The sequence below is a fragment of the Photobacterium sp. TY1-4 genome (genome assembly GCF_025398175.1).
Lineage (GTDB): Bacteria > Pseudomonadota > Gammaproteobacteria > Enterobacterales > Vibrionaceae > Photobacterium.
Genome location: NZ_CP099734.1, coordinates 1,587,958 through 1,609,032, shown reverse-complemented (window position 1 = coordinate 1,609,032; position 21,075 = coordinate 1,587,958). Strand labels below are relative to the sequence as shown.

28 protein-coding genes are annotated in these 21,075 nt (G+C 50.9%); 16 read left to right on the top strand and 12 right to left on the bottom strand.

What is annotated here, in order from left to right; all coding sequences use genetic code 11:
- Positions 1-71: 71 nt before the first annotated feature.
- The 7 genes from NH461_RS07610 to NH461_RS07580 all read right to left on the bottom strand — a co-directional run bounded on the left by NH461_RS07610 (position 72) and on the right by NH461_RS07580 (position 4,461).
- Positions 72-1,277, bottom strand: a complete 1,206-nt coding sequence (locus tag NH461_RS07610; RefSeq protein ID WP_261602632.1) for a TIGR02281 family clan AA aspartic protease — start codon at positions 1,275-1,277, stop codon at positions 72-74.
- Positions 1,278-1,382: 105 nt separating this feature from the next.
- Positions 1,383-1,925, bottom strand: coding sequence for a GNAT family N-acetyltransferase (locus NH461_RS07605; protein ID WP_261602631.1), 543 nt, complete (start codon positions 1,923-1,925; stop codon positions 1,383-1,385).
- A 63-nt stretch (positions 1,926-1,988) separates the two neighbouring features.
- Positions 1,989-2,795: a PhzF family phenazine biosynthesis protein gene (locus tag NH461_RS07600; RefSeq protein WP_261602630.1), complete on the bottom strand. Its 807-nt coding sequence runs from the start codon at positions 2,793-2,795 to the stop codon at positions 1,989-1,991.
- Positions 2,796-2,833: 38 nt separating this feature from the next.
- Positions 2,834-3,184, bottom strand: a complete 351-nt coding sequence (locus NH461_RS07595; RefSeq protein ID WP_261602629.1) for a hypothetical protein — start codon at positions 3,182-3,184, stop codon at positions 2,834-2,836.
- A 48-nt stretch (positions 3,185-3,232) separates the two neighbouring features.
- On the bottom strand, positions 3,233-3,523 hold the full coding sequence (locus NH461_RS07590) for a YciI family protein (protein ID WP_261602628.1): 291 nt from the start codon (positions 3,521-3,523) through the stop codon (positions 3,233-3,235).
- A gap of 9 nt (positions 3,524-3,532) precedes the next feature.
- On the bottom strand, positions 3,533-4,009 hold the full coding sequence (locus NH461_RS07585) for a GNAT family N-acetyltransferase (protein WP_261602627.1): 477 nt from the start codon (positions 4,007-4,009) through the stop codon (positions 3,533-3,535).
- An 80-nt stretch (positions 4,010-4,089) separates the two neighbouring features.
- Complete coding sequence (locus NH461_RS07580; RefSeq protein ID WP_261602626.1) at positions 4,090-4,461, bottom strand: zf-TFIIB domain-containing protein; 372 nt, start codon at positions 4,459-4,461, stop codon at positions 4,090-4,092.
- A gap of 207 nt (positions 4,462-4,668) precedes the next feature.
- Between NH461_RS07580 and NH461_RS07575 the strand changes: the two genes are divergently transcribed.
- Positions 4,669-5,448, top strand: coding sequence for a GNAT family N-acetyltransferase (locus NH461_RS07575; RefSeq protein WP_261602625.1), 780 nt, complete (start codon positions 4,669-4,671; stop codon positions 5,446-5,448).
- A 47-nt stretch (positions 5,449-5,495) separates the two neighbouring features.
- Here the strand turns inward: NH461_RS07575 and NH461_RS07570 are convergent, their stop codons facing one another.
- Positions 5,496-5,918 (bottom strand): YkvA family protein, encoded by a 423-nt coding sequence (locus NH461_RS07570; protein ID WP_261602624.1) that lies wholly within the window; start codon positions 5,916-5,918, stop codon positions 5,496-5,498.
- Positions 5,919-6,093: 175 nt separating this feature from the next.
- Here NH461_RS07570 and NH461_RS07565 point away from each other — a divergent pair, with 175 nt between their 5' ends.
- The 15 genes from NH461_RS07565 to NH461_RS07495 all read left to right on the top strand — a co-directional run bounded on the left by NH461_RS07565 (position 6,094) and on the right by NH461_RS07495 (position 16,503).
- Positions 6,094-6,939 carry a YciI family protein gene (locus NH461_RS07565; RefSeq protein WP_261602623.1) on the top strand — a complete coding sequence of 282 codons (846 nt, stop codon included), beginning with the start codon at positions 6,094-6,096 and terminating at the stop codon, positions 6,937-6,939.
- A 31-nt stretch (positions 6,940-6,970) separates the two neighbouring features.
- A complete protein-coding gene (locus NH461_RS07560; protein WP_261602622.1) occupies positions 6,971-7,132 on the top strand; it encodes a hypothetical protein in 162 nt (53 codons plus the stop codon).
- Between the two features lie 27 nt (positions 7,133-7,159).
- On the top strand, positions 7,160-7,513 hold the full coding sequence (locus NH461_RS07555; RefSeq protein WP_261602621.1) for a DUF1428 domain-containing protein: 354 nt from the start codon (positions 7,160-7,162) through the stop codon (positions 7,511-7,513).
- Between the two features lie 67 nt (positions 7,514-7,580).
- On the top strand, positions 7,581-8,189 hold the full coding sequence (locus NH461_RS07550) for a histidine phosphatase family protein (RefSeq protein ID WP_261602620.1): 609 nt from the start codon (positions 7,581-7,583) through the stop codon (positions 8,187-8,189).
- Between the two features lie 291 nt (positions 8,190-8,480).
- Positions 8,481-8,858: a hypothetical protein gene (locus NH461_RS07545; RefSeq protein WP_261602619.1), complete on the top strand. Its 378-nt coding sequence runs from the start codon at positions 8,481-8,483 to the stop codon at positions 8,856-8,858.
- Positions 8,859-9,046: 188 nt separating this feature from the next.
- On the top strand, positions 9,047-9,658 hold the full coding sequence (locus NH461_RS07540) for a Crp/Fnr family transcriptional regulator (protein ID WP_261602618.1): 612 nt from the start codon (positions 9,047-9,049) through the stop codon (positions 9,656-9,658).
- A 55-nt stretch (positions 9,659-9,713) separates the two neighbouring features.
- A complete protein-coding gene (locus NH461_RS07535) occupies positions 9,714-10,160 on the top strand; it encodes a methyltransferase family protein (protein WP_261602617.1) in 447 nt (148 codons plus the stop codon).
- A 165-nt stretch (positions 10,161-10,325) separates the two neighbouring features.
- Complete coding sequence (locus tag NH461_RS07530; protein WP_261602616.1) at positions 10,326-10,793, top strand: GNAT family N-acetyltransferase; 468 nt, start codon at positions 10,326-10,328, stop codon at positions 10,791-10,793.
- A gap of 112 nt (positions 10,794-10,905) precedes the next feature.
- Complete coding sequence (gene yqfB, locus NH461_RS07525) at positions 10,906-11,235, top strand: N(4)-acetylcytidine aminohydrolase (RefSeq protein WP_261602615.1); 330 nt, start codon at positions 10,906-10,908, stop codon at positions 11,233-11,235.
- Between the two features lie 32 nt (positions 11,236-11,267).
- Positions 11,268-11,810 carry a GNAT family N-acetyltransferase gene (locus NH461_RS07520; protein ID WP_261602614.1) on the top strand — a complete coding sequence of 181 codons (543 nt, stop codon included), beginning with the start codon at positions 11,268-11,270 and terminating at the stop codon, positions 11,808-11,810.
- A gap of 104 nt (positions 11,811-11,914) precedes the next feature.
- The gene (locus NH461_RS07515) at positions 11,915-12,331 is read left to right on the top strand and encodes a GNAT family N-acetyltransferase (protein WP_261602613.1); all 417 of its coding nucleotides are present in this window, start codon (positions 11,915-11,917) and stop codon (positions 12,329-12,331) included.
- 97 nt (positions 12,332-12,428) lie between these two features.
- The gene (locus tag NH461_RS07510) at positions 12,429-13,310 is read left to right on the top strand and encodes a helix-turn-helix domain-containing protein (RefSeq protein WP_261602612.1); all 882 of its coding nucleotides are present in this window, start codon (positions 12,429-12,431) and stop codon (positions 13,308-13,310) included.
- Between the two features lie 91 nt (positions 13,311-13,401).
- The gene (locus NH461_RS07505) at positions 13,402-13,692 is read left to right on the top strand and encodes a putative quinol monooxygenase (RefSeq protein WP_261602611.1); all 291 of its coding nucleotides are present in this window, start codon (positions 13,402-13,404) and stop codon (positions 13,690-13,692) included.
- 395 nt (positions 13,693-14,087) lie between these two features.
- On the top strand, positions 14,088-15,449 hold the full coding sequence (locus tag NH461_RS07500; RefSeq protein ID WP_261602610.1) for a hypothetical protein: 1,362 nt from the start codon (positions 14,088-14,090) through the stop codon (positions 15,447-15,449).
- A gap of 52 nt (positions 15,450-15,501) precedes the next feature.
- Positions 15,502-16,503 carry a hypothetical protein gene (locus NH461_RS07495; RefSeq protein ID WP_261602609.1) on the top strand — a complete coding sequence of 334 codons (1,002 nt, stop codon included), beginning with the start codon at positions 15,502-15,504 and terminating at the stop codon, positions 16,501-16,503.
- A gap of 126 nt (positions 16,504-16,629) precedes the next feature.
- On the opposite strand, the gene NH461_RS07490 is transcribed toward NH461_RS07495, so the two are convergent.
- The 4 genes from NH461_RS07490 to NH461_RS07475 form a co-directional block, all read right to left on the bottom strand.
- A complete protein-coding gene (locus NH461_RS07490) occupies positions 16,630-17,277 on the bottom strand; it encodes a CHRD domain-containing protein (RefSeq protein ID WP_261602608.1) in 648 nt (215 codons plus the stop codon).
- A gap of 431 nt (positions 17,278-17,708) precedes the next feature.
- Complete coding sequence (locus tag NH461_RS07485) at positions 17,709-18,620, bottom strand: AraC family transcriptional regulator (protein ID WP_261602607.1); 912 nt, start codon at positions 18,618-18,620, stop codon at positions 17,709-17,711.
- A gap of 143 nt (positions 18,621-18,763) precedes the next feature.
- Positions 18,764-19,693 carry an alpha/beta hydrolase gene (locus NH461_RS07480; RefSeq protein ID WP_261602606.1) on the bottom strand — a complete coding sequence of 310 codons (930 nt, stop codon included), beginning with the start codon at positions 19,691-19,693 and terminating at the stop codon, positions 18,764-18,766.
- Between the two features lie 58 nt (positions 19,694-19,751).
- Positions 19,752-20,666: an alpha/beta hydrolase gene (locus NH461_RS07475; protein WP_261602605.1), complete on the bottom strand. Its 915-nt coding sequence runs from the start codon at positions 20,664-20,666 to the stop codon at positions 19,752-19,754.
- Between the last annotated feature and the right edge of the window lie 409 nt (positions 20,667-21,075).

Genomic DNA, 21,075 nt, shown 5'->3' with positions numbered 1-21,075 from the left:
TCCCGATGACACCGAACAGTGCCGTATGGTTCACGTCTGATGCAGATTGGCTGCATCAGACGTGGAGTTTCCTATTCAATGTCCCGGACATCAAAGTGGCCGTTGTAGAAATCGATATTCATGAGGCGTTTTTTCGCCGTATCGACCCCAATCCGGCCATCGCACAGACTGTGCTTACAGTCTTCATGTTCGACCCGGACCTCAATGTCTTCCACCATCACCGTGGCGGACGGGAAAGCAAATTCGACCGCCTCCAGATTAGCGGTTTTCTCTTCCTTGCCTTTGCCGCCCAAGCCGGAGAACTGTTTGGATTTCCAGTCCAGATCATCGATCGCATGACGGGTCAGATAACGCTCCGTCACCTGGCTGCGCATCGCCCCGGTATCTAAGAACCACAGCAAATTGCCTTTTTCCGAGGACTGAGTCAGCACCATGGGATCATCAAACAACCAGACCAAATTAGGTTGTTGGCCTGATTTTTTGACCGGCCGTTCAATCAGGAGTCGTTTATCGGCAAAGTTAAACGTTAAGTTCATTTTTTTCAGCACCGGCCAGCCAATGATCCCGTCGAGCTGGTACCAGCTCACGCCCAGTAACCGCTGCTCAAGCGATTCATTCGCCACAATCACCGCAGGCTGATGATGCAGCGTCGTCGGCCCAACCCGGAAGGACGGCAGAATCGTCAGTTGAGCAAACACTTCATTGTCGGTGGCGGTATCAATCGAAACCTGGTGTTGCGGATCGGCGACAATGCCCAGTTTGTCTGCAACCCGCTGGGTGATCACATTGGTCGACGCGCCGGTATCCAGCACAAAGTAAAACGTCTTGCCGTTGATCTGTACTTCCGCGCGGGGCAGTGTGACCAGGAAATGACTTTCCAGGGGAATATCACCGGACGGCGCATGATATTCCAGCGCGGGGGCCGGATGATCAAGGTAGAGCTGAGCCAGTACGGCGCTATCGTCGCTGGCCTGCAGGATCCCCTGCGCAACCAGTTCCCGCAGCGTCTCAAAACGTTCCAGTTCGGTCAGCAGCGCCACCCACAGCGGCAGAACTTGCTTGTCCTGCTGATAACGCTGCGCGAGCGCCTGCTCAGCCGCATCAAACTCAGCGCGTTTCATCAACGTGTATATCTCAGCAAATTGCTCGATTTTCACCGTTTCAGATTGAACAGTCATCGTATCCTGGCTCGCGTGCGGGTTGTCAGAATCAGCAGCCACCCCGTGGCTGCTCATCCACAGAATCGGGAGTACTATGAGTAATTTTCGAATCGACATTCAATGTTCTTCCCTGGTTGTTGGCTTTCAAGGCTTCCGTCTGAACAACTCTTAGTCTGAACGACTCTTCCGCAGACAATCGACCTTCGGAATGAAGATGAGTGCTTAATCCGGCTGAGGTAGCGACCGTGTCATCATCAAATACGAAACCGAGCGTCCGTCAATTCGATACATATCCGAGATAAATGCACATTGGGTAAATCCTTCTCGCTCATACAAACGACAAGCCGGGGCATTGGTGGACAGCACCCAAAGATCAAGATGTTCAAACGCACTGTGGGTCGCCGCCCAATCGACGACATACCGGATCAGTTGCTTGCCCAGCCCTTGTCCCCGGCACAGACGACTCACGCCCATCCCCAACAGCGCCCGGTGTTGGGTGTTCGGCTCATCATGATGGCGCAAATCGATGTGACCCAAAATCTGCTCACCTTCCACGGCCAGCCAGATCTGACGCCAGCCGTTCTCGCCGACAACTTTATCCATGCCATCACGAAAACGGCTTTTCATCGCGTCAGAGAGTTCGAGCTGATCGCGGGATAGCGGATGAAACAACGCTGTATTGTCGCTCCCGTTCTCTTTCAACTGTTGCGCCAGATATTCAAAGAAACCCGGCAAATCTTTCTGTTGTGCCAACCTAATTTCCACACGTTACTCCTTGTTCTTTTGCCGTCACTATTCCGCGGCGTTTTCCTTAGTTCCCAGCCCCTGTCATGCAGGCAACAACAGCGTCCCTTGAATCACCGTGACCGCCTGCCCGGCAAGCAAGACCCGGTTATCCGATTGCAGCGCCATCTTCACATAGCCACCCCGGGTCGACGCCTGATACCCTCTGAGCACCGTTTTGTTAAGCTTGGCAGCCCAATAAGGCGCCAGCGCACAGTGCGCCGAGCCGGTCACCGGATCTTCATTCACCCCAACCCAGGGCGCAAAATAGCGGGAAATGCAGTCAGCGCCCGGCTCATCGGAAAGCGCGGTCACCAACACACTGCGTCCGGGAAGTTGTTTCAGACCGTCAAAGTTGGGCGCAAGCAAGCGGACAACCGACGCATCGGTGACTTCAATCAGCACTTTGCCGTCGAATTCACCGTAAGCCACCAGCTGATCGTCATTCAGACCCAAATGCGCGATGAGCGGCTGCTGTACCGGAACATCCCGGACAATGCGGGCCGCCGGAAAATCCATCTCGATCTCGGTGTCGTCGATCTTCACCGCAAGCGCACCCGATAACGTATGGAAAGTGACGGTCTCCCCCACACGGGCCCGGCCGGTTTCTTTCAGCACGTGGGCAACTGCCAGAGTACCGTGGCCACACAAAGCCACTTCGACTTCCGGGGTGAACCAGCGCAACTGGTCATTGCTCAGGTTGAGGAATGCAATTTCCGAGACTGCCATTTCGGCGGCAATTGCCCGCATCTGGGACTCCGTTAACGCCGACGATGTAAGGCACACCCCGGCCGGATTACCCTGAAAGGCCGATGTGGTGAATGAATCGACCTGATAAATATCTAACTTCATGAAGTCTCTAGCTTTTCATTGCCAATTAAAACCGTGGTTCAAAACACCATCGCATGATCAACCAGGTAACGTCCGTCCTGATAAACCAGAACCATTTCCGCAACGTATTCACCTTCAACCTTGCTGAACCCCTGCTGCCAGACGAAGGCCGCAGAGTCCGGTCGCTTGAACACTCGCACCGGGGTCCGCGCCGTGAAAAAGCCTTTCTCAGCCTGGTACTGTTTACAGATCTGCTCCAGATATTCCGGCATCACGATTTGGCGCATCCGCTCGGTAAAATCACGGGTATGCCGGGCATGATCGATGTCGGTCGAGCCTTGCATCAGGTTATCCATCAGCGGGTTGGCGATATCCCATAACGCCTGATCAGATAGCTGTCGAAAATCCATCCTATTCTCCTGTCAAAGTCATCTTGCCATCATTGGAACGGCGCTCAATCAAGCTTCGAGTAAGCAGCGCAACTCAGCTGATGTTCTGGTCGGCACAAACTCAGTGATCTCATATTCGGCCAAGCCATGCTGATAAAACGGGTCTTGCGCCAGAATGGACTCCAACTGAGCCTGATGCTCTGCCCGCGCCAGGATCACGCCACCGGTTCTCGGATTTTTCCGCCCTGATGCCAGAAATGTTCCTTTGGCATATTCCCGGTCCAAAAACGCCATATGGGCTTCGAGGTGCTGTTCAACTTCCTGCAGCTCGCAAACATAGTGCAATGAAACGACAAACATCCGCTCTCCTTAATGTTTCAGCCATTTGCTCATGATCCGTGACTGGGTCCCAAACCCTTGGCGGTCATAAAACTGCTGAGCCTGGTGATTAAATTCCATCACCTCCAGCCGCATTTCATCCGCCTGGTTTGCCACAGCCCACCGCTCTACTGCCGTCATCAACGCATTACCGATCCCACAGCCCTGACACTCCTCGTCCACGACAATGGTATTCACCCGGCAAATTCGGGTTGAATTCAGAAAACTCAACTCGGTATTCTGCGTGAGGCGCGCAACGATAAACCCACTTATCCGTGATTCAACTTCGGAGACATAAAAAATCGTATTGTCTGCCGCCATCAACTCAAGCCAAAACGCACTACCGCTGTCACTTTGGGCCGGATTGCTGAACACATGCGGCACATGTCGATGATGCTGTTGGTTAATCTGATAACCCAGGCGGCAAATCGCTTCAATATCATCAGCGATTGCGATTCTTACATTCATATTCAATTCCATTGCAAAAGACCGGGAATCTTGACCCGGTCTTTTCATTCCTTCAATTAAAGCGCAGTAAGACGCTTCGATTAATGGCGCTCTTTCACCGAGAACTTTTTCAAAAAGTCACTGATGGTGTATTCGGACAGGTCGATCAACTCGCCGGCATCATAAAAGCGGCCATAACACGTCGGGCAGCTTTCAAACCAGATATGCGGCTGCTTCGGATCAACCATCCGCAACAATTGGTTGTTCGGACATACCGGGCAATCAATGTGACCGATCTTGTTGAACTCTTTCCCGACCTCGACATCACCGGTATCCAGGCTTTCAGCAATCGGCTTTACATCTTCCAATTCATAAATATCGACCCATAAGCCCTTACAGTGGGTGCACCGCTCCACGTCGCCCAATGGGGTATGCAGTTGCTCAAAGTCAGATTTACATTTCGGGCACTTCATCGCCTATTCCTTTCTACATCAAACTTACAGGGCACCGGTTCTCACTCACACGACCGACCAGTGCGCAAATCAAGCTGAAACTATAGCACTGAAATCAATATCTTATAAATAAAGCGATCGAGCAAAATTGCCAACAACGCCATATTTGGTGAATAATCTTGCGATACGCCACAATTTGCATCAGACATCAATTAATTGGAGCGCCATTTGAAACCATTGGAAGTGATGCATGCTTACAGCCAGCATGAACGCAAGGACGCGACGTTTTCCGGCTTTACTAAAGTCGCATCTCCGAATTTCGTGAAATTTATCTCACAACACGGTCCCGGCAGTTTTATCAGTTTTTACTGTTTTTCTGCTGATGAAGCCAATGAGCGGATCGCCGACGAGATCGCGGCCTTTGCCAGATTAGGTCAATCTTTTGAATGGAAGACCTACAGTACCGACCAACCCGCAGACCTTGGTGCGGCGTTACTGGCCCACGGCTTTACCCGGGAAGCTTCTGAGTCATTTATGGTGCTGCCGTTGGAAACGGTGAGCGCACCGATGCCGGTCCCGGACTGTGTGGTCGAAGTCAGTGATATTGACGGTATTCGTGACGCAATCCGGGTTCAGGAGCAAGTCTGGGGCGGGGATTTCAGCCATCAGATGGCGCACTTAATCCAAACCAAGCAGCAGACACCGGACGATATCACCATCTATGTGGTCTATGAGCAAAGTCGGCCGGTGTCCTCGGCCTGGATCGTCTACCGCGACGAGAGCCCGTTTGCCGGTATCTGGGGTGGGAGTACCCTGGAAGCTTTCCGAGGCCGGGGCTACTATTCTGCCCTGCTGCATCAGCGGATCAATGATGCCAAACGGCGCGGCAAGCAATACCTCACGATTGATGCCTCGGATATGAGCCGGCCGATTGTCGAAAAGCACGGCTTTCAATTGATTGCCACGACGACGCCCTACATCCATCTCGCTACGCCAGGCACCGTCTGAATCGGTCACTTGAACCGGGGGCTTAAGCGCGCTTCAGCCCCCGAAATTCAGACCTCGGGATCACGGCTACCCGAGGGTGATTCGGGGCTGCGCTGCCAACGCTCAAACTTGGCAAAATCCTGTTTCACCAATTTCACACAAGTGGCAATCACCATCGCATCGTCGATCAACCCCACCACCGGCAGCATATCCGGAAAAAAATCCATCGGGTTAAATACATACAAGAGCGCCGCCACAATCGCGGCAATGGTAAACCAGGGAATTTCCCGATATTCCCCCTGCCAGTAGGCTTTGATCAACGCATACATGCTGAGCACGGCATCCAAATACATCTGAAGTGTCCCGCTGCCGCGGACTTTCTGTTTAATCTCCTGCTCTTTGGTCAGCACGGTTTCGATATCATGCTCGGTAACCTGGCTGGCACTGTCACGCAATGTTTGATCGGCTTTCTGTTCGGTCATCTTGCTCATTTGCGCCTCCTTATTACGCACTCCGCAGCATATGCTTGCTCACTATAACCCACTCAGCATTTTCTGCGTTACGCCGACGAACAAATTATAATTATTTTCCCACGCCGACGCCGGAGTTCAACTATGGTGTAACTCACATCATGAACGATAACCCCCTCAGGAATGGAGGCAATGTATGAAAGTGATGGTGATCGTGAAAGCTACACCGGGCTCCGAAGCCGGACAAATGCCCGACCAGGCCCTGCTCACAGCCATGGGCAATTTCAACAGCGAACTGGTCAACGCCGGTCTGATGCTCACCGGCGAGGGGCTCAAACCCAGCCGGGAGGGGGTTCGGATCCACTTCAGTGGCGCGGAACGTCGTATCAGCCACGGACCATTCGGGCCCCCTTCCGAACAGGTCGCCGGCTACTGGATTTGGCAGGTCCGCTCTCTCGACGAAGCCATCGACTGGGTGAAAAAATGTCCCAATCCGATGGCGGAAGATTCGGAGATCGAAATCCGGCCATTATTCGAAGCAGAAGACTTTGCTGCCGAAGATCCGACGGGCGAGATCAGACAACAAGAAATGCAACTCCGCCAGTCCGTCGCAATGCAGCAATCACGTTTAAATACCTACCTGTTCTTCGACGGATGCTGTAACGAAGCGCTGGCTTTCTACCAGCAGCGCCTGGGCGCCCAAGTTTCGCTACGCATGCGTTTCAGAGACAGTCCCGAGCCCTTACCGGAGGACATGCTTCAGCCGGGGTTTGAAGATAAAATCATGCACTGTGAATTTTCCATCGGGGATATGGTGGTCATGGCTTCTGACGGGTGCAGCGATACCCAGACTTTCTCCGGTTTCAGTCTGGCACTCACGGTGCCGACAGCAGAAGATGCCCATCGGACTTTTCAGGCATTATCAGAAAACGGCCGGGTCGACATGCCGCTGGCTGAAACCTTCTGGTCTCCGCTGTTCGGCCAGGTTACCGATCAATTCGGCGTATCCTGGATGATCATGATGCCGGAGCAATCAGCCTAAACACAGGGCACGCAACCACAGGAGTCAGTTCATGAAATATGCCGCACTGGTGAACAATAACGAAACCATTCAAGCCGCCAATAACATTCGGCCCAGATGCGATGGCAATATCGGCATCCGTCCGAGCAGGGAATTGGAGATGGAAAATAATCTGAGTTACGTTCCGGTTTCACCAACAGAACCAACGCGATGAACACATTTTTTTCAGTCGGAGGTTAATATGAGTTACGTTGATGGATTTGTCTGCGCTGTCCCAAATGACAAGCGCGAGGTCTACCGAAGCTATGCTGAAAAAGCCGCGCTGGTATTTAAGAAATACGGTGCCGAGAAAGTGGTTGAATGCTGGGGCGATGATATTCCTGCCGGAGAAATCACCTCTTTCCCGATGGCCGTTCAGTGCCGGGAGAATGAAGCTGTAGTGTTTTCCTGGATCTGGTGGCCATCCAGAGCCATCCGTGATGAAGCGATGCCCGAGGTCTTTAAGGACCCAATCTGCGATCCTAAAATAAACCCGATGCCATTTGACGGCAAACGGCTGATTTACGGTGGCTTTGAGGTTCTGGTCGACTGTTAGTGTCCTCCTATAGGAGCGTGGCGGATCACGCTCCTGACCACTGTACTATCGTACAAGGAGTACAATAATGATCCGAATCACACTCCTCCGACATGGTCACTCCGAGGCCGATGAGCTGGGTGTCCATGAAGGCCGCCTGGATAGCGCATTAACGCCCTTGGGGCGAGAGCAAGCCACCCAGCGCGCCGAAGCATGGCATGCACAAGGGCGTCAATTTGATCGACTGTTTTCCAGCCCTCTGAAACGCGCCAAAACTTGTGCCGACATCCTTGCCGAACAGTTAAACCTGGACGTCATCGTCCGGGACGGGCTTATGGAACGTGACAACGGAGTACTCGCCGGCTTAGCCTTTTCAGAATCCCAGCATCGCTATCCCAAGCCGGATATCGTCACACCTTTTCAACCTTATGTGGTCAGTGCCGGGAATGGCGAAAGTTACACGGAATTGTCCTGCCGGGCAGCACTGGAGCTGCAATACCTGGTTCGCCAGGGAGACGGCGCTTCTCTCGTGGTCTCTCACGGTGCGTTTCTCAATGCCATGATGAACGTCATTTGCGGCAACCAGCCCCGTGCCAATGAGTCCGGATTGGTGTTTCGACTCGGTGATTTGGCCTTTATCGATACTTGCTACGATGCGGCGACCGATACCTGGATCATTGAGTGCATCAATCCATAACAATCCATAACAATCCATAACAATCCATAACAATCCATCGAGATTTTATGCTGCTTACCCACACCCCTGTCATTGTTTTGTGTGTACTTATCGCCCAAACGAATAACAAAATAAGCTGTTATCTCTCATCGGCCTCATGAATCGCATGATTTTTGTCACACAATTTGATATAAACCGAAACGCATATTTACAGGTCGCGCATCGATGATGATCCGATCATCGCATCATCACCGTTGTTCTGAACCGGTTTGTGGATTTGCGTTGTTGTTTAATCATGAAAAGAGAAACAAAATGGACAGAAAAACCATCGGCTGCCTACTGGGTCTCAGTGGTATGGCCCTCTGGTTCATGCCTTTAGCCTATATCGATTTCGGCGGCTTCGGCGGCATGTTCAAGGGCGTGCAGTTATACCAAGCCGGTCATCACGTTGGCGGGATTGCCTACCTCCTCCTTTTCGCTTCCGCATCTTGTGCAATCACCGCCTGGTTTCAGCTGAAACCCCTGGCAACCCTTTCCGCAGCCGCCGCCTCCGGGATCTGCGTCTGGTTTTTGGTTCAGGCCGGCACGTCTGCAGCATGGGGCCTCATCGGCCTGAGCCTGGTCTCGATTGCAAGCCTGGTTCTGGCCCTCAAAATGAACAAGGATCTGGTGCTCAGCGAAGCGAACTAAACACACGGCTCCCCTTTAAGGCGGCAAACGGCCGCCTTATGGTCACATCTCTCTCCGCATACTGTCATAAAAGTGACGTGTTCTGTCCCGAAGGATCATCCCACCTCACTCGAATCGAAGCAGTTGCTCATTGCAAACCCGGCTTCCACATGAAATAGTTTGCATGACAACGTCAGGTAAGGATACATATGGACCGTCATCACCAAACACTGTTGGAACACACTTTTTCAGCCGTCTCCCCATTGAGCCAGGCGGAGTTTCAAGCAGCCCTGCCCCTGTTTACTTTCCGCCATTACGCCCCTAAAACAGACATCTTCACAGCCGGGGACCTTGTACGTGAGATTCATTTTTTACTGGATGGAATCGGCCGCTATTTTTATATCGATGCTTCCGGTACCGAGCGTAACAAATCCTTAGTCAGAAAAGGGGGGGCGTTTGCCAGTGTTACTTCGCTGGTCGAAGGCCACGGCAGTCCGTTTTATACCCAAACCATTACCGACTGCACGGTCGCCTCAATCAACTACCTGTCATTGATCGAACTGAGCGAACAACATCACGCCTGGTCGGTGTTCCTGCGCCGGATCTATGAGCGTTTGGTGTTGAAGAAAGAGAAACGAGAAGCGGATTTTTTACTGCTAGGTGCCCGGCAACGCTATGAGCAATTTCTGAATGAGTTCGGCGAAGACAGCGCCCGGATCCCGCTGCGACATGTCGCCATGTACCTGGGGGTCACCGATGTAACCCTGTCCAGGATCCGCCGGGAGATGAACCTGACCGCGCAGGGACTTAACATAAGTTAAGGCACCAGTCGTAATCTCCTTTTATGGTTGAGTCCCCTTTGACAGGAGACTCACCATGAGAAAGTTATTACCACCAATACTGTTTGTGATGTTTATTGCAGCCATGTGCGTGATCTGCTGGGCGCTTGGCATGCATCACCTGATCCCAACGCCTTACAATGTTGCCGGGCTACCCCTCCTCCTCGGCGGACTTGCTCTGGCAGTCAATGGCAAAAAAGTCTTTCGGCAGCACAACACCAATATCATGACCTTCGGGCAGCCGGATGTTCTGGTGACCGACGGTATTTTTCAATACACGCGAAACCCGATGTACCTGGGCTTTTGCATCGCGTTAACCGGTGTCGCCATCCTCATTGGGGGATCCATCATCGCCTTGCTGCTGACTGCGCTCTTCCTGTGGATCACAGACCGATGGTACATCGCCTTTGAAGAGCAAATGATGCGCAACACTTTTGGTGCTGAGTATGACGCCTATTGCCAGAAAGTCCGGCGCTGGCTTTAAGTCACGACTTCGACAGCAGAACCCGACATTGCGCAACCGCACACACAATACAAGCTGAGTTAACAGCTTTACCGTATGGCGGTTGCGCAATAAAAACATCTGCTGTAAAAACCAGACCAACGCAATGATTTCACGAATGATCATCACCTCGGAGCTGGGTTATCAATGACGCTAGAGACAGAACTGTTGCTGAGCAGAGCCAACGCAGAGTGCATTCCCATCGCATTACTGCTCGAAGCTGATCCGAGTGAGACACAAATTGCAACCTACCTCCGGGATTCGCTGTGTTTTATCGCGCGCCAGGGTGAAGACATTCTCGGTGCCTGTGTTTTAAACGCACACGGTGAACAGCAGATTGAGTTATTCAATATTGCGGTTCGTCCGACAGCCCAGGGTCAGGGGATCGGCGCTGCCCTGCTCAGTTTTGTGATCGCAGAGGTCAAAGCGCTCGGATTTCGACAAATCGTGTTAGGGACCGGAACATTCGGTTATCAGCTGACGTTCTACCAGCGGCTGGGTTTTCGGGTCGATGGCGTCATCAAAGACTTCTTTATCGATCATTATGAAGACGCTATTTTTGAGCATGGCATTCAGCATAAAGACATGTTGCGGTTGGTGCTGGAACTCCATTAAACTGCTGCGTATTCATGGCGACTGCGAGCGAGTTTTTTTGTTGTTCCCTGTCGTTTGCCCCGAAACTTCATTCACAACCAATGCTTATCCGCCCATTGTAAGGAAATCCCCCATGACAACGCCCCCTACCAAGATCACCTTTTTCGAAATGCTGACCCCTTTGATTGTCTCGGGGAAAAAGACCATCACCATCCGGGACGAATCTGAAAGCCACTATGTCCCAGGCAGTCAGGTCGAAGTCTTTACGCTGGAAACCGACGAGAAGGTCTGTGACATCGAAATCCTCTCCGTCGAACCGCTCCGGTTTGACGACATTAACCAGTTTCATGCCGAGCAGGAGGCATTAGAACTGTCCAGACTCAAGACACTGATCCGTGACATTTATCCGGATATCGACCAGCTTTATGTCATTACCTACAAGCTAATCAACAACGGATCCTGAGCCCGGGATCACCCAACAGATAAGGATTGTCTGTGTTTCAACTCAAGACCGAACATTTAATCATCCGCGATATGTGCCTCGAAGACGAGGACGCTTTCGTGGCGATTTCTCAGGATGAAAAGTATCAGCGCTTTTACGATGAATCCGATTGTGATCCGAATAAATACCGGGAGCTGACCCACCTGTTTATCGTGCAAGCCAACGAAGTACCGCGTCGGAGCTATCAATTGGCAATCGAACATCAAGCGACCGGTGCATTCATCGGCACGGTCTGCTTGCGTCTGGAAGACAATCGTCAGGCATCCATGGGTTGCGGCTTATCCCGGCATCACCAGGGGCAAAACCTGATGATAGAAGCCGTTCGGGCGCTGGCTAGCTTCGGGTTTCAGGAGCTCAATATTCATCGCATCTACGCCGAAACCATCGGAGAAAACAAAGCGGCGATTCGCCTGTGCCGACGCTTAGGGATGCGCCAGGAAGCGCATTTCCATCAGCACCGCTATTTCAAAGGCCAGTGGTGGGATACGGTTGTCCTCGCGATCCTGAAATCAGAATGGGAACAATCACCGCAATAACATCAAGCTGGGAAAAACGCTTACCAACCCGGAATTGTGCCACTCCAGCATCAATTCGATACAGGGCTGGTGAATGTTCAGCGATTCAAGGGAGAGGAAGACAAATGGAATTCATCCTGACAAACGACCCATGCCATGACGACGTCGAAGAAATCCGCCAGGGTTTGAGGCAGTATAACGCGCCGCATATTCGCGACATTGCGGATCAAACCATGGCTTGTTTCAGTTGTGCCCCGGATGGTACCAAACAAGGGGGCATTATCGGCAGGGCTTGGGGGAACTGGCTGGTGATTCAGTATCTATGGGTGAGCCCCAACCAGCAACAGCAAGGGATCGGCTCTGGGCTGCTAAAAAAACTCGAACAGCATGCCAGCTCACTGGGCTGCCAACATGCGCTGGTCGATACCCTCGACTTTCAGGCCCGGCCGTTTTATGAGAGACATGGCTATCAGTGTCAAATGACGCTGGAGAACTACCCCGAACAGGGTCAATTGCATTTTATGACCAAGTCACTCGAATAGGCGTGCCTTTGCCAGTTCATGTTACCAAAGCCATCGCCTTGAATCAGAGCCAGAAAACGTCCTGAACATATCATCGAAGTCAATCAGAGAGCGACAGATGAAAACGATTTTTGAATATACTCAATCTCATGTTTTAGTTCTTCCTCAGGCACTGTTTGCAATGAGCGATGTGACCGTCCTAAACCATCATCGAAACTCAGCCTTGTTTTACAAATATCTTGAACAGGACTTAGTTGATATTGAGTTTTACACCAACACGCCTTGTCTGATTTACATTGAAAGCGGCCGGGAAGTCATCACGAACAATCAATACCAAACCATCGAATTGCTTGAAAATGATGCCATTTTTCTTTCACAAGGATTAACCCTGCATTCTGATTTTGTCAAGCAAACAGAATCACTCAGAGCCTTCCTGGTATTTTTTGATGAGACGGTGATCACCGAATACCTGAGCAAGTCTCAACCCAAACGCTCCGCAGGCCATCGGGATCAAACCATTCTTAAATTAAAAGATGATGGTACGATCAAACAGTTTTTTAAAACGATTCATTCAGATATAACAGACTTCAACTATCTGAAAATAAAGCTTCAAGAGCTGCTTCACTTAATCGCCTGGAAAGATCATCAGGGCATACTTCACACTTTACTCTCGACATCGAAAAGACTGCCGAAGCAACAAAATCTGTCACGACTTCTGGATAATCACGACGTTCTTCATCTGACCGTAAACGATCTGGCGCATATCTCTGGGCGAAGCCTTTCAAGCATCAATCGTGATTTCAAAGCAGCTTACAATCTGTCTCCTAAAAAATGGTTACGTGATAAAAAGCTTGCCCGTGCGAAAGCCCTGCTGGAAAACGGTGATATATCCGTCACAGAAGCAGCGTTGACCATCGGCTATGAAAATGTCTCGAGCTTTATTAAGGCCTTTAAATTGAAGTATGGCGAAACACCCAACCAAATAAAACAGACTAAATGACAGAAAAACGTTATTTTTGACAATCATAGCGTAGTTGGATACGCACCACTCAAATATCTTATACCTCCATACAGACCAAGGAGGAAGAAATATGAGTGTTCGAGTCACCCTAAATTGCCCAGTCAAACCGGAGCGTTTCCAGCAGCTATTGCCATTTCTGAAAGAAAATCTACCGAACGTGAGAAGTTTTAACGGTAACCTGCAGGTCAAGGTGCTCTTTGACCAAACAAGCAATGAAATGCTGCTGGATGAAGAGTGGTTATCCGTTGAAAGTCATCAGGCATACCTGAGTTTCATACATGACAATGGCGTTTTAGACCAATTAGGCACTTTTTTAAGCACCCAACCGACCATCAAATATTTCGAAACTATTGAAATATAAATAAAAACACATTTGGGTGTGGGAATAAAACTCAACTCGCACCCAAAATTATATTTCACAAAGGTAGAAGACCGACCAATATCACCGGATTTATCTCACCATGCAGCACAGCACCTGAACAGATCATGTTTAATCCACCATCTTTTTTGTCTAAAATATTCAGTCACTTTTAAATTTAAAGTTAACAGTTACAATTTTTCATCACAGATTAAAACAACCATCACAACATATTAATTGTACAACGCCTCGCATCCCCTAGGATTAAACTACTTTCCGCGGCAGTACAGAAGAAAGTAAGTTCAAGTCAGTATCTGAACTCAAACTCAAATATTCATTAGGCTATTTCAGTCATGAATGACGACTAACTACCTGAACACCAACAAGGAAAAAGGTTTATGTCTAATAATGAGAATTTATTCAGTCAGATATATCAACAACTCAGCACGCAACTCGGCATTCAGTACTTGCAAATGAACGGTACGCCACAGAATTTTAACTGGAATGTTGCACCGACGGGGCAAATGGATCCAACAGCCTATCAAATGATTAGCGCGATGCCGAACTGGTCCCCCGTGGGTAACTTCTCCCCCACTGCCACACGTTTTTTTGATGCCTACAAACAAATTTTCTCGCATGTCACTTTTAAAGTCAGCCCGGAACAACAGCAAGCGGTGACAGACGCGACGAATCAGGTAACCCAAAAACAAAATGCCATTGTCCAGGCAAACAGTAATATGAACCAAGCTTACCTGGCCGCAAAACAAAATGGCGGCGTAGTGTTTGAAGCACGGTATCCGACCATCAATGACTGGCTGGCATCCCCGGAAGCGCAAAGCTATGTCCGGGCGATTAACGACGCCACAGCGGCTTTCGATCAAGCCCTGGCATTTAAGTTACAACTCGAAAAAGCCTTCATGCCGCAAAGCCTGCAAAATGCAATTGACGCGACGGTCATGCCAACCACAGATCCGGCTTCAGCAACAGCCCCACGCGGCTGGGTCAAGGTGCCAAATGGCAGCGGGATTCTGGAATGGCAGCCGGAGTTTAAGGTCGGTCAGTCCGGCCAGGACTGGCGCAGCGAGTTAACCAATGGGAGCCAGGGTGCATTTACCATTACTGTTGACGCCAGTGATCAGTCTTCAGCCATGAATCACTCCTGGGCTGGCGGGAGCGCAGGCTACAGCACCTTCTTCTGGGGGGTACACGGCAGCGGCGGCTGGGAGAAAATTGACTTAAGCTCACAAGACTCCAGCCTCAAAGCAGAGATCCAAGTCGAAAGCAGCACTTTAGTTGATATTTCCCCCGGCGACTGGTACGACGGCGGCTTCCTCAATGAACTTGCGAATGCAACGCAGGGGCAATCCGGCCAGGGATTCACCATTGTCAGCCCTTGGGTTGCCAACGGTCCTCAAGGAAGCAGCTCGCTGTTTGGTCAGTACGGCATCTTGACCACCGGCATTGTTCAGTTGCTCGTTGCTTACAAACCAAGCTTTAAAGTGACCATGAGTGAAGCAACTTACAACCGGAACTATGAGAAGTTCAACGGGGGTGGCGGCTTCCGCATCGGGCCATTTAATTTTGGCGGCAGTGGTGGCCATGAAAGCGAATACATCCACAGTACCTCCGGAAATAATACGTTCGAAGGGAAAACGACCTCTGAAAATCCTGTCATTCTCGGGGTTGTTGTGAGCTTCCCTGGAAATGTATCCCCCAATACCAACAAATCCAAATCCGCTGCAGATTTGGCTGAAGTGTAATCCTCACCATCATCGGGGCAGCCTGTCTGCCCCGAAAACACCCTAAAGAGCGATGACGTTGCTGAATCACACGGTCAGGAAAAGCCCGCTCCTCTACCTCATGTTTATTTTATTGTTGGTGTTGACGATGGCCTTTTTCACGATCCCTGAAAACCAGAGTTCCGACCCTGTGGTGACCATCCAGGGACAGGTGCTCATCCCCAGTAAAACCTGGTCCTGGAAACCGACGGTAACCGGTACTTTGCCTTTAAGCATGGTCAACTTCAGTGACACTTTGCCGGCTTCATGTTCCGGCGGCGCGTTTGCATTTGGTACGGAACGGTTGTTTAACAGTTACAGCCTGCTACTGAACTTGATTGACGAGGAACATTTTGAACCCAAGCAAGTTTTAATTCATGCCCGGGAGCTGATCAAACCACCAAGCCAGCCACCAGCCTCAGCCAGCTTTACACCGCTTGGCTGGACAAAAACAACCGATGGTTCCGGGATGCTGCGCTGGACCCCGGCCTACAGCATCAGCCAGTGGTCCGATGAATGGGTTGATCAAATCACCAAAGGCTCCAACCCCCAAACCATTCGCATCCCGATACAACATCCGATTTCGCTGAAGATTGGGCACGCCACTCCACTTGAACTTCCGCTACACACGGGCAGCAACTATTTAGAAATCAGCGCACAGGCGTGGAACCGGATTAAAATCACCCCGGGAGCTTGGTTCAACAGTAGCTTGTTAAAATTCATCAAAGAAAGCCGACCGTTATTACAAGGCGGCGTGAATCTTGACTCAGTCATGGGTGCAAACGGACTACTCCATTGCCGGGTTTCTGAGCTGATTGTGGCTTATCAACCGACGGTTGAATTAACCGCCTTTGGGAGCGTGGAGGCAGCAATCGATCGCGCCGTGACCACCTCTAACGCCCTCACAATTGGAAATATCAAATTCAATCGGGCAGAAAAATCCGCCGAGAAAAGTGATGGGATCAATACGATATACAGCTTATCGTCAGACTCAAAGCTCCCCATCATGATTGCCGTCAACGTGGTTCAACTCTAATCTTTCAAGACGACGCGAGATATCTGGAGTTGATCGCAGGCAGTGACAAAACTTGATAACTTGAGGAATTGAAAGCTTGAGGAATTGAAAATCCCCGCGCCCCTTCAGGCGCGAGGGTGAACAACATTATTTGTATTTGCGATGAAATTCGTTGGACGATTCATCGTCATCCGTGTTGTCCGGATACTGCTTATTCGTTTGGGATGAATCATCGGACTTCTCAGAAGTCTTCGCGCCGCTGTCCGCTGAATACTCAAGGTTGCCGCGAAGCTCTCCAGAAGGAAACGCATCACTATGGACATTGATATACACAGCGCTATTCTTGATAGCCTGTTTCAACGCATAAAAATCACCGGCACTGATTCCCTGCTCTGTGTTCTCAAGCACGTCGTCGCTGGTAATCATCCCTTGGAGTCTTTCCCCCGGCTCCGGACAAGACGGGACATTCGTCGACGGACTGACGGCACCGTTACTATTACTACAGATGAATGCAAACACGCCCCCATTGACGCCGGGCTGAGCAAAATGGATATGGGCTGCTGTAATCTGGCCGGCGAGATTATTGTATCGGAAGGAAAAATACAATTTATCGTAACTTAACCAAGCACGAAAACTCCCGGAGCCTCTCGTGAAGACAGCGGGGACTTCTTGAAAGCCGTTCAGTGTTGCGGAGAAATTAGTTGCTCTGGAAGTGGCGTGATCGGCCAGGACAGAACCGCTGAGCGTTATTCCGAGCCCAAGCAATAGCACGGACTTTGTGAATTTATTCGTCATTCTATTACCCTCGCGTTATCTGGGGACACATTAATGCTTCATCGGGTATCAACCTCTTCTTATTCGTTAAGCCACTGCTCTTCGTGCAAAACAGCATGAACGCAGTTAAAAACGACATAACACCCCGTATTCCCCCGGTGACGCCGTCCGAATATCGACAAATCTCTGGCGAAGTATAGTCATTAACTTCCCCCCTCATTCAATCAGTGGTCAAATGAATCATCAATTTTGGCGGTAAGTGTAAGATTCCAAGCGTGATTCTGGTGAACAAAAACCGATTCTAAAACTACCCTATCCGTTCTTTTGACCCGACGGCCATAATAAACAAGCTCTGATCTCAAAAAATTCTTTGCCCTAAAGGAAATGACAGTGTTGAAGAATTGCATGAACGAAATTATTGCCTGAAACGACGTATTCAACCGACCGTTGCGTTATGAGCGCTGCCTGATCCGGCGAATGTCCTGAAGCGGTGGCGCGCCGAACAAACGGCTGTACTCCCGGCTGAACTGCGAGGCGCTTTCATATCCCACCAGGGCACTGGCGCGACTGGCATCCAAGTTCTGATTCAGCATCAGCTCCCGGGCCTCTTGCAAGCGGAGTTGCTTTTGAAACTGTAGCGGGCTGGTTCCGGTGAGAGTACGAAAGTGCTGACGAAACGTTGAAGCACTCATGTGGGCGCGCTCAGCGAGCTCATTCATGTTCAATGAATGGGCAAAATTTTGCTTCAGCCAGGCAACCACTTTCGAAATTTGATCGCTGGGCGAACCCTCAGTAGCCAATTGCCGTAATTGCACACCATGCGGGCCGGTTAACAAGCGAATGATCAATTCCCGGTGGATTAGCGGTACTAAATAAGGCTGCAGATCGGGTTGCAACGGTAACTGAAGCAAGCGAATCATAACATCGCATAAATTGGCATCAGCTTGTTCAATTGAAACGGCCTGGTAACCCTCTCCCCGCAGCGGCCGGGGTAGGCTCAGCTCAGCATGAATGTCCAGGATTTGAGCAATATCGAGCTGAACCAAGAGCCCCAGGTAGGGCTGATGGCGACTGGCCTTCGTTACATGGGAAACCACAGGCAGATCAAGGGTGGTGATCATCGTTTGTCCGGGGTGCAATTCAATCACCTCGTCTCCCATCAGCACCTGCTTGCTGCCTTGCACGGTCAAAGCCAAACTAAGCGTATAGATACAGTGCAAAGGCTCCGTCGGTACATTTCGGCGATGCAAAGACAAACCCGGAACGGCCGTGACATGATCCCCTTCGACACGGGCCTGGTGACTGACCATCTCCGCCAAAACGGCCAGTTTGGTCGATAACGATAAATAATTTTGCTCGCTCATTGCTCAGTCAATCGCTCTCTTCTCAGTTCCGGACCATCGGTCAATCAAACAATCACAACCCATTTCAGCCTCAGATTCACTCGCTGATCATCAAATTCAAAAACATGCCAGGCGCACTAGCTCGCGCTTGGCTCTCAAACAAATTACAGGTGTTCCCGGAAGAATGGTACCACTTGCGCCAAGGCCAGTGCGACCGGCTCAGGCTGATCATACAGGTCGTAATGGGACCAACCCTCGGCGACAAAAATTTGCTTGTTCTGTGACGCCGCACGACCGTAAATTTCCCAGCCATCGCGATAAGCACCAAAGCCACCCGGTTTGTCACCAATCACCACCATCAGCGGTTGGGTCAACAGCACTTCTGCATGAAGGAAGGCATCCCAGCCCATGGCTGCACTGTTGAAAGAAAACAGACCGCTGGTTGCACCGTTGGGCTGCTGGCCACGCGGTGTTTTGTAATAATCCGTCGCTTCCAGTACATCGATATCCGTCAACCCCGCTTGCTTGGCTTCCTCGACTGACGGCGGCAAATAATCAATCACATGACGTGCTGCACCCTGCGCTTCTGCCGTCCGTTGTTTCCCCATCGCTTGCATCGCGCCGACCGGATCGAACTGACTGAACGCTTCTCGGATCAAGCGGCCAAAATTCACGCCGGTGATCGAAGCCAACGCCTTGATACGATGATCGGTCATCGCTGCATGAATGGTATATGCCCCACCGCCACAGACGCCAATTGCGCCGATACGATCTGGATCGACATAAGGCAGCGTCACCAGATAATCAATCGCGAAACGAATGTCCGACACCCGAATCGACGGATCTTCAATAAAGCGGGGCGTGCCGCCACTGGCGCCCTGAAAACTGGCGTCAAAAGCCAACACAACAAACCCTGCTTTCGCCAGCGCAGCGGCATAAACATTGCCGGAAGTCTGATCTTTACAACTTCCGATCGGATGGGTGCTGACAATCGCCGGATACTTGGTCGCTTGATTAAAATCCGGCGGCAGATAGATATCGGCTGCTGATTCCCAGCCCAGGTTTTGATAGGTCACACTTTGGATATTGCTCATGATGACTCCTCAGGGCCGGCGCCTTCCGCCGGCCGCTGTAATATGAAGAAACGAAGAATTAGAGTTTGGCCTGGAAGAATGGCGCCAGGACCGAGACAGCTTCATCGACGTACTGCGGCACATCGTACAGAGACATATGGTTGGCCCCTTCGACAACATGGAATTGTTTGTCCTTACTGGCTGCGCGCGCAAACATGTCATCGCTCATCCACTTGCTTCCCGCTTCACTCCCGGCAATCACCTGCAGGGGCTGGGTCAGGAAAGCCTCGGCTTTGTTGTAGGCATCGTACGTAATAATCTGGCTGATGCTTCGCGCAGTCATATAGCCCGGAGCCGTCGGAGACTGGCAGCGTGGTGTATGATAGTACTCCCAGGCTTCTTCCAGCTCCTTATTCGGCGCATCCTCTTTACGCATCGGTGCCAAGGGCAGGATCGCCAGGTCATTTGCTGCGGCATCACTGGTTCGGGCCTGAGAGCCATGGGCAATGTAAGGGATCGCGTCTTCATCTTTGACATTGTTGTCCCAGCCATTGCGGAACATCGCGCCGATATTGACCGCGCTGACGGCGCCTACCGCTTTAATCCGACGATCATTGATTGCGGCATTTGCGGTGTAGCCCGCTCCGGCACAGATCCCCATCGCGCCAATTCGATCCTGATCGACATAAGGCAGCGTTGTCAGATAATCAATCACCGCGCTGACGTCCTCGGTACGAATGTAAGGATTTTCCAGCTGACGCGGTTCACCGGTACTTTCGCCTTGATAAGAAGCATCATAAGCAATCGTCACCAGACCTTGTTCAGCCAGTTTTTTTGCGTACAGGCCGGAAGCCTGCTCTTTCACCCCACCACCGGGATGAGAGACCACCACGACCGGATATTGTTTACTGCTGTCAAACCCTTCAGGGAAGTTGATCACTGCCGCCATCGTGACGCCCTGACCGTTCAGATTTTTGAAGTTGACTTTTTGCATGATGCTACCCTTTTACAGTGTATTTGCATGCGCTTTTCAAAAGCGACCTGCGTTTCCTGATGATGAGCAACGCGACACTTAACGTCGGTGAAACACCTTGGTTTCTCTGTTGCCGTGCTCCGCACCACCGATTGAATCGATGAACTGAGTATGGCCTTCTTCAGCAACAAAAGTTTGCCCATTCAGCGTCAATTCTTGCCTGATTTGACGATCATGCATTTCATCTTTTCGGGTGGACACGGCTTTGTTGTGTGCCATCAGGGATAAGGTTAGCTACCCTGCCAGCACCTGCCCGTGTATGTTCAACAAAGACATTGCCTGTTGTGACGGGATCAAGAAAGGCTGTATGACGCAAAGGACTTACAAAAGCTAAGCGGGTGACTTAGATTGACGGAGATACTGTGAATCC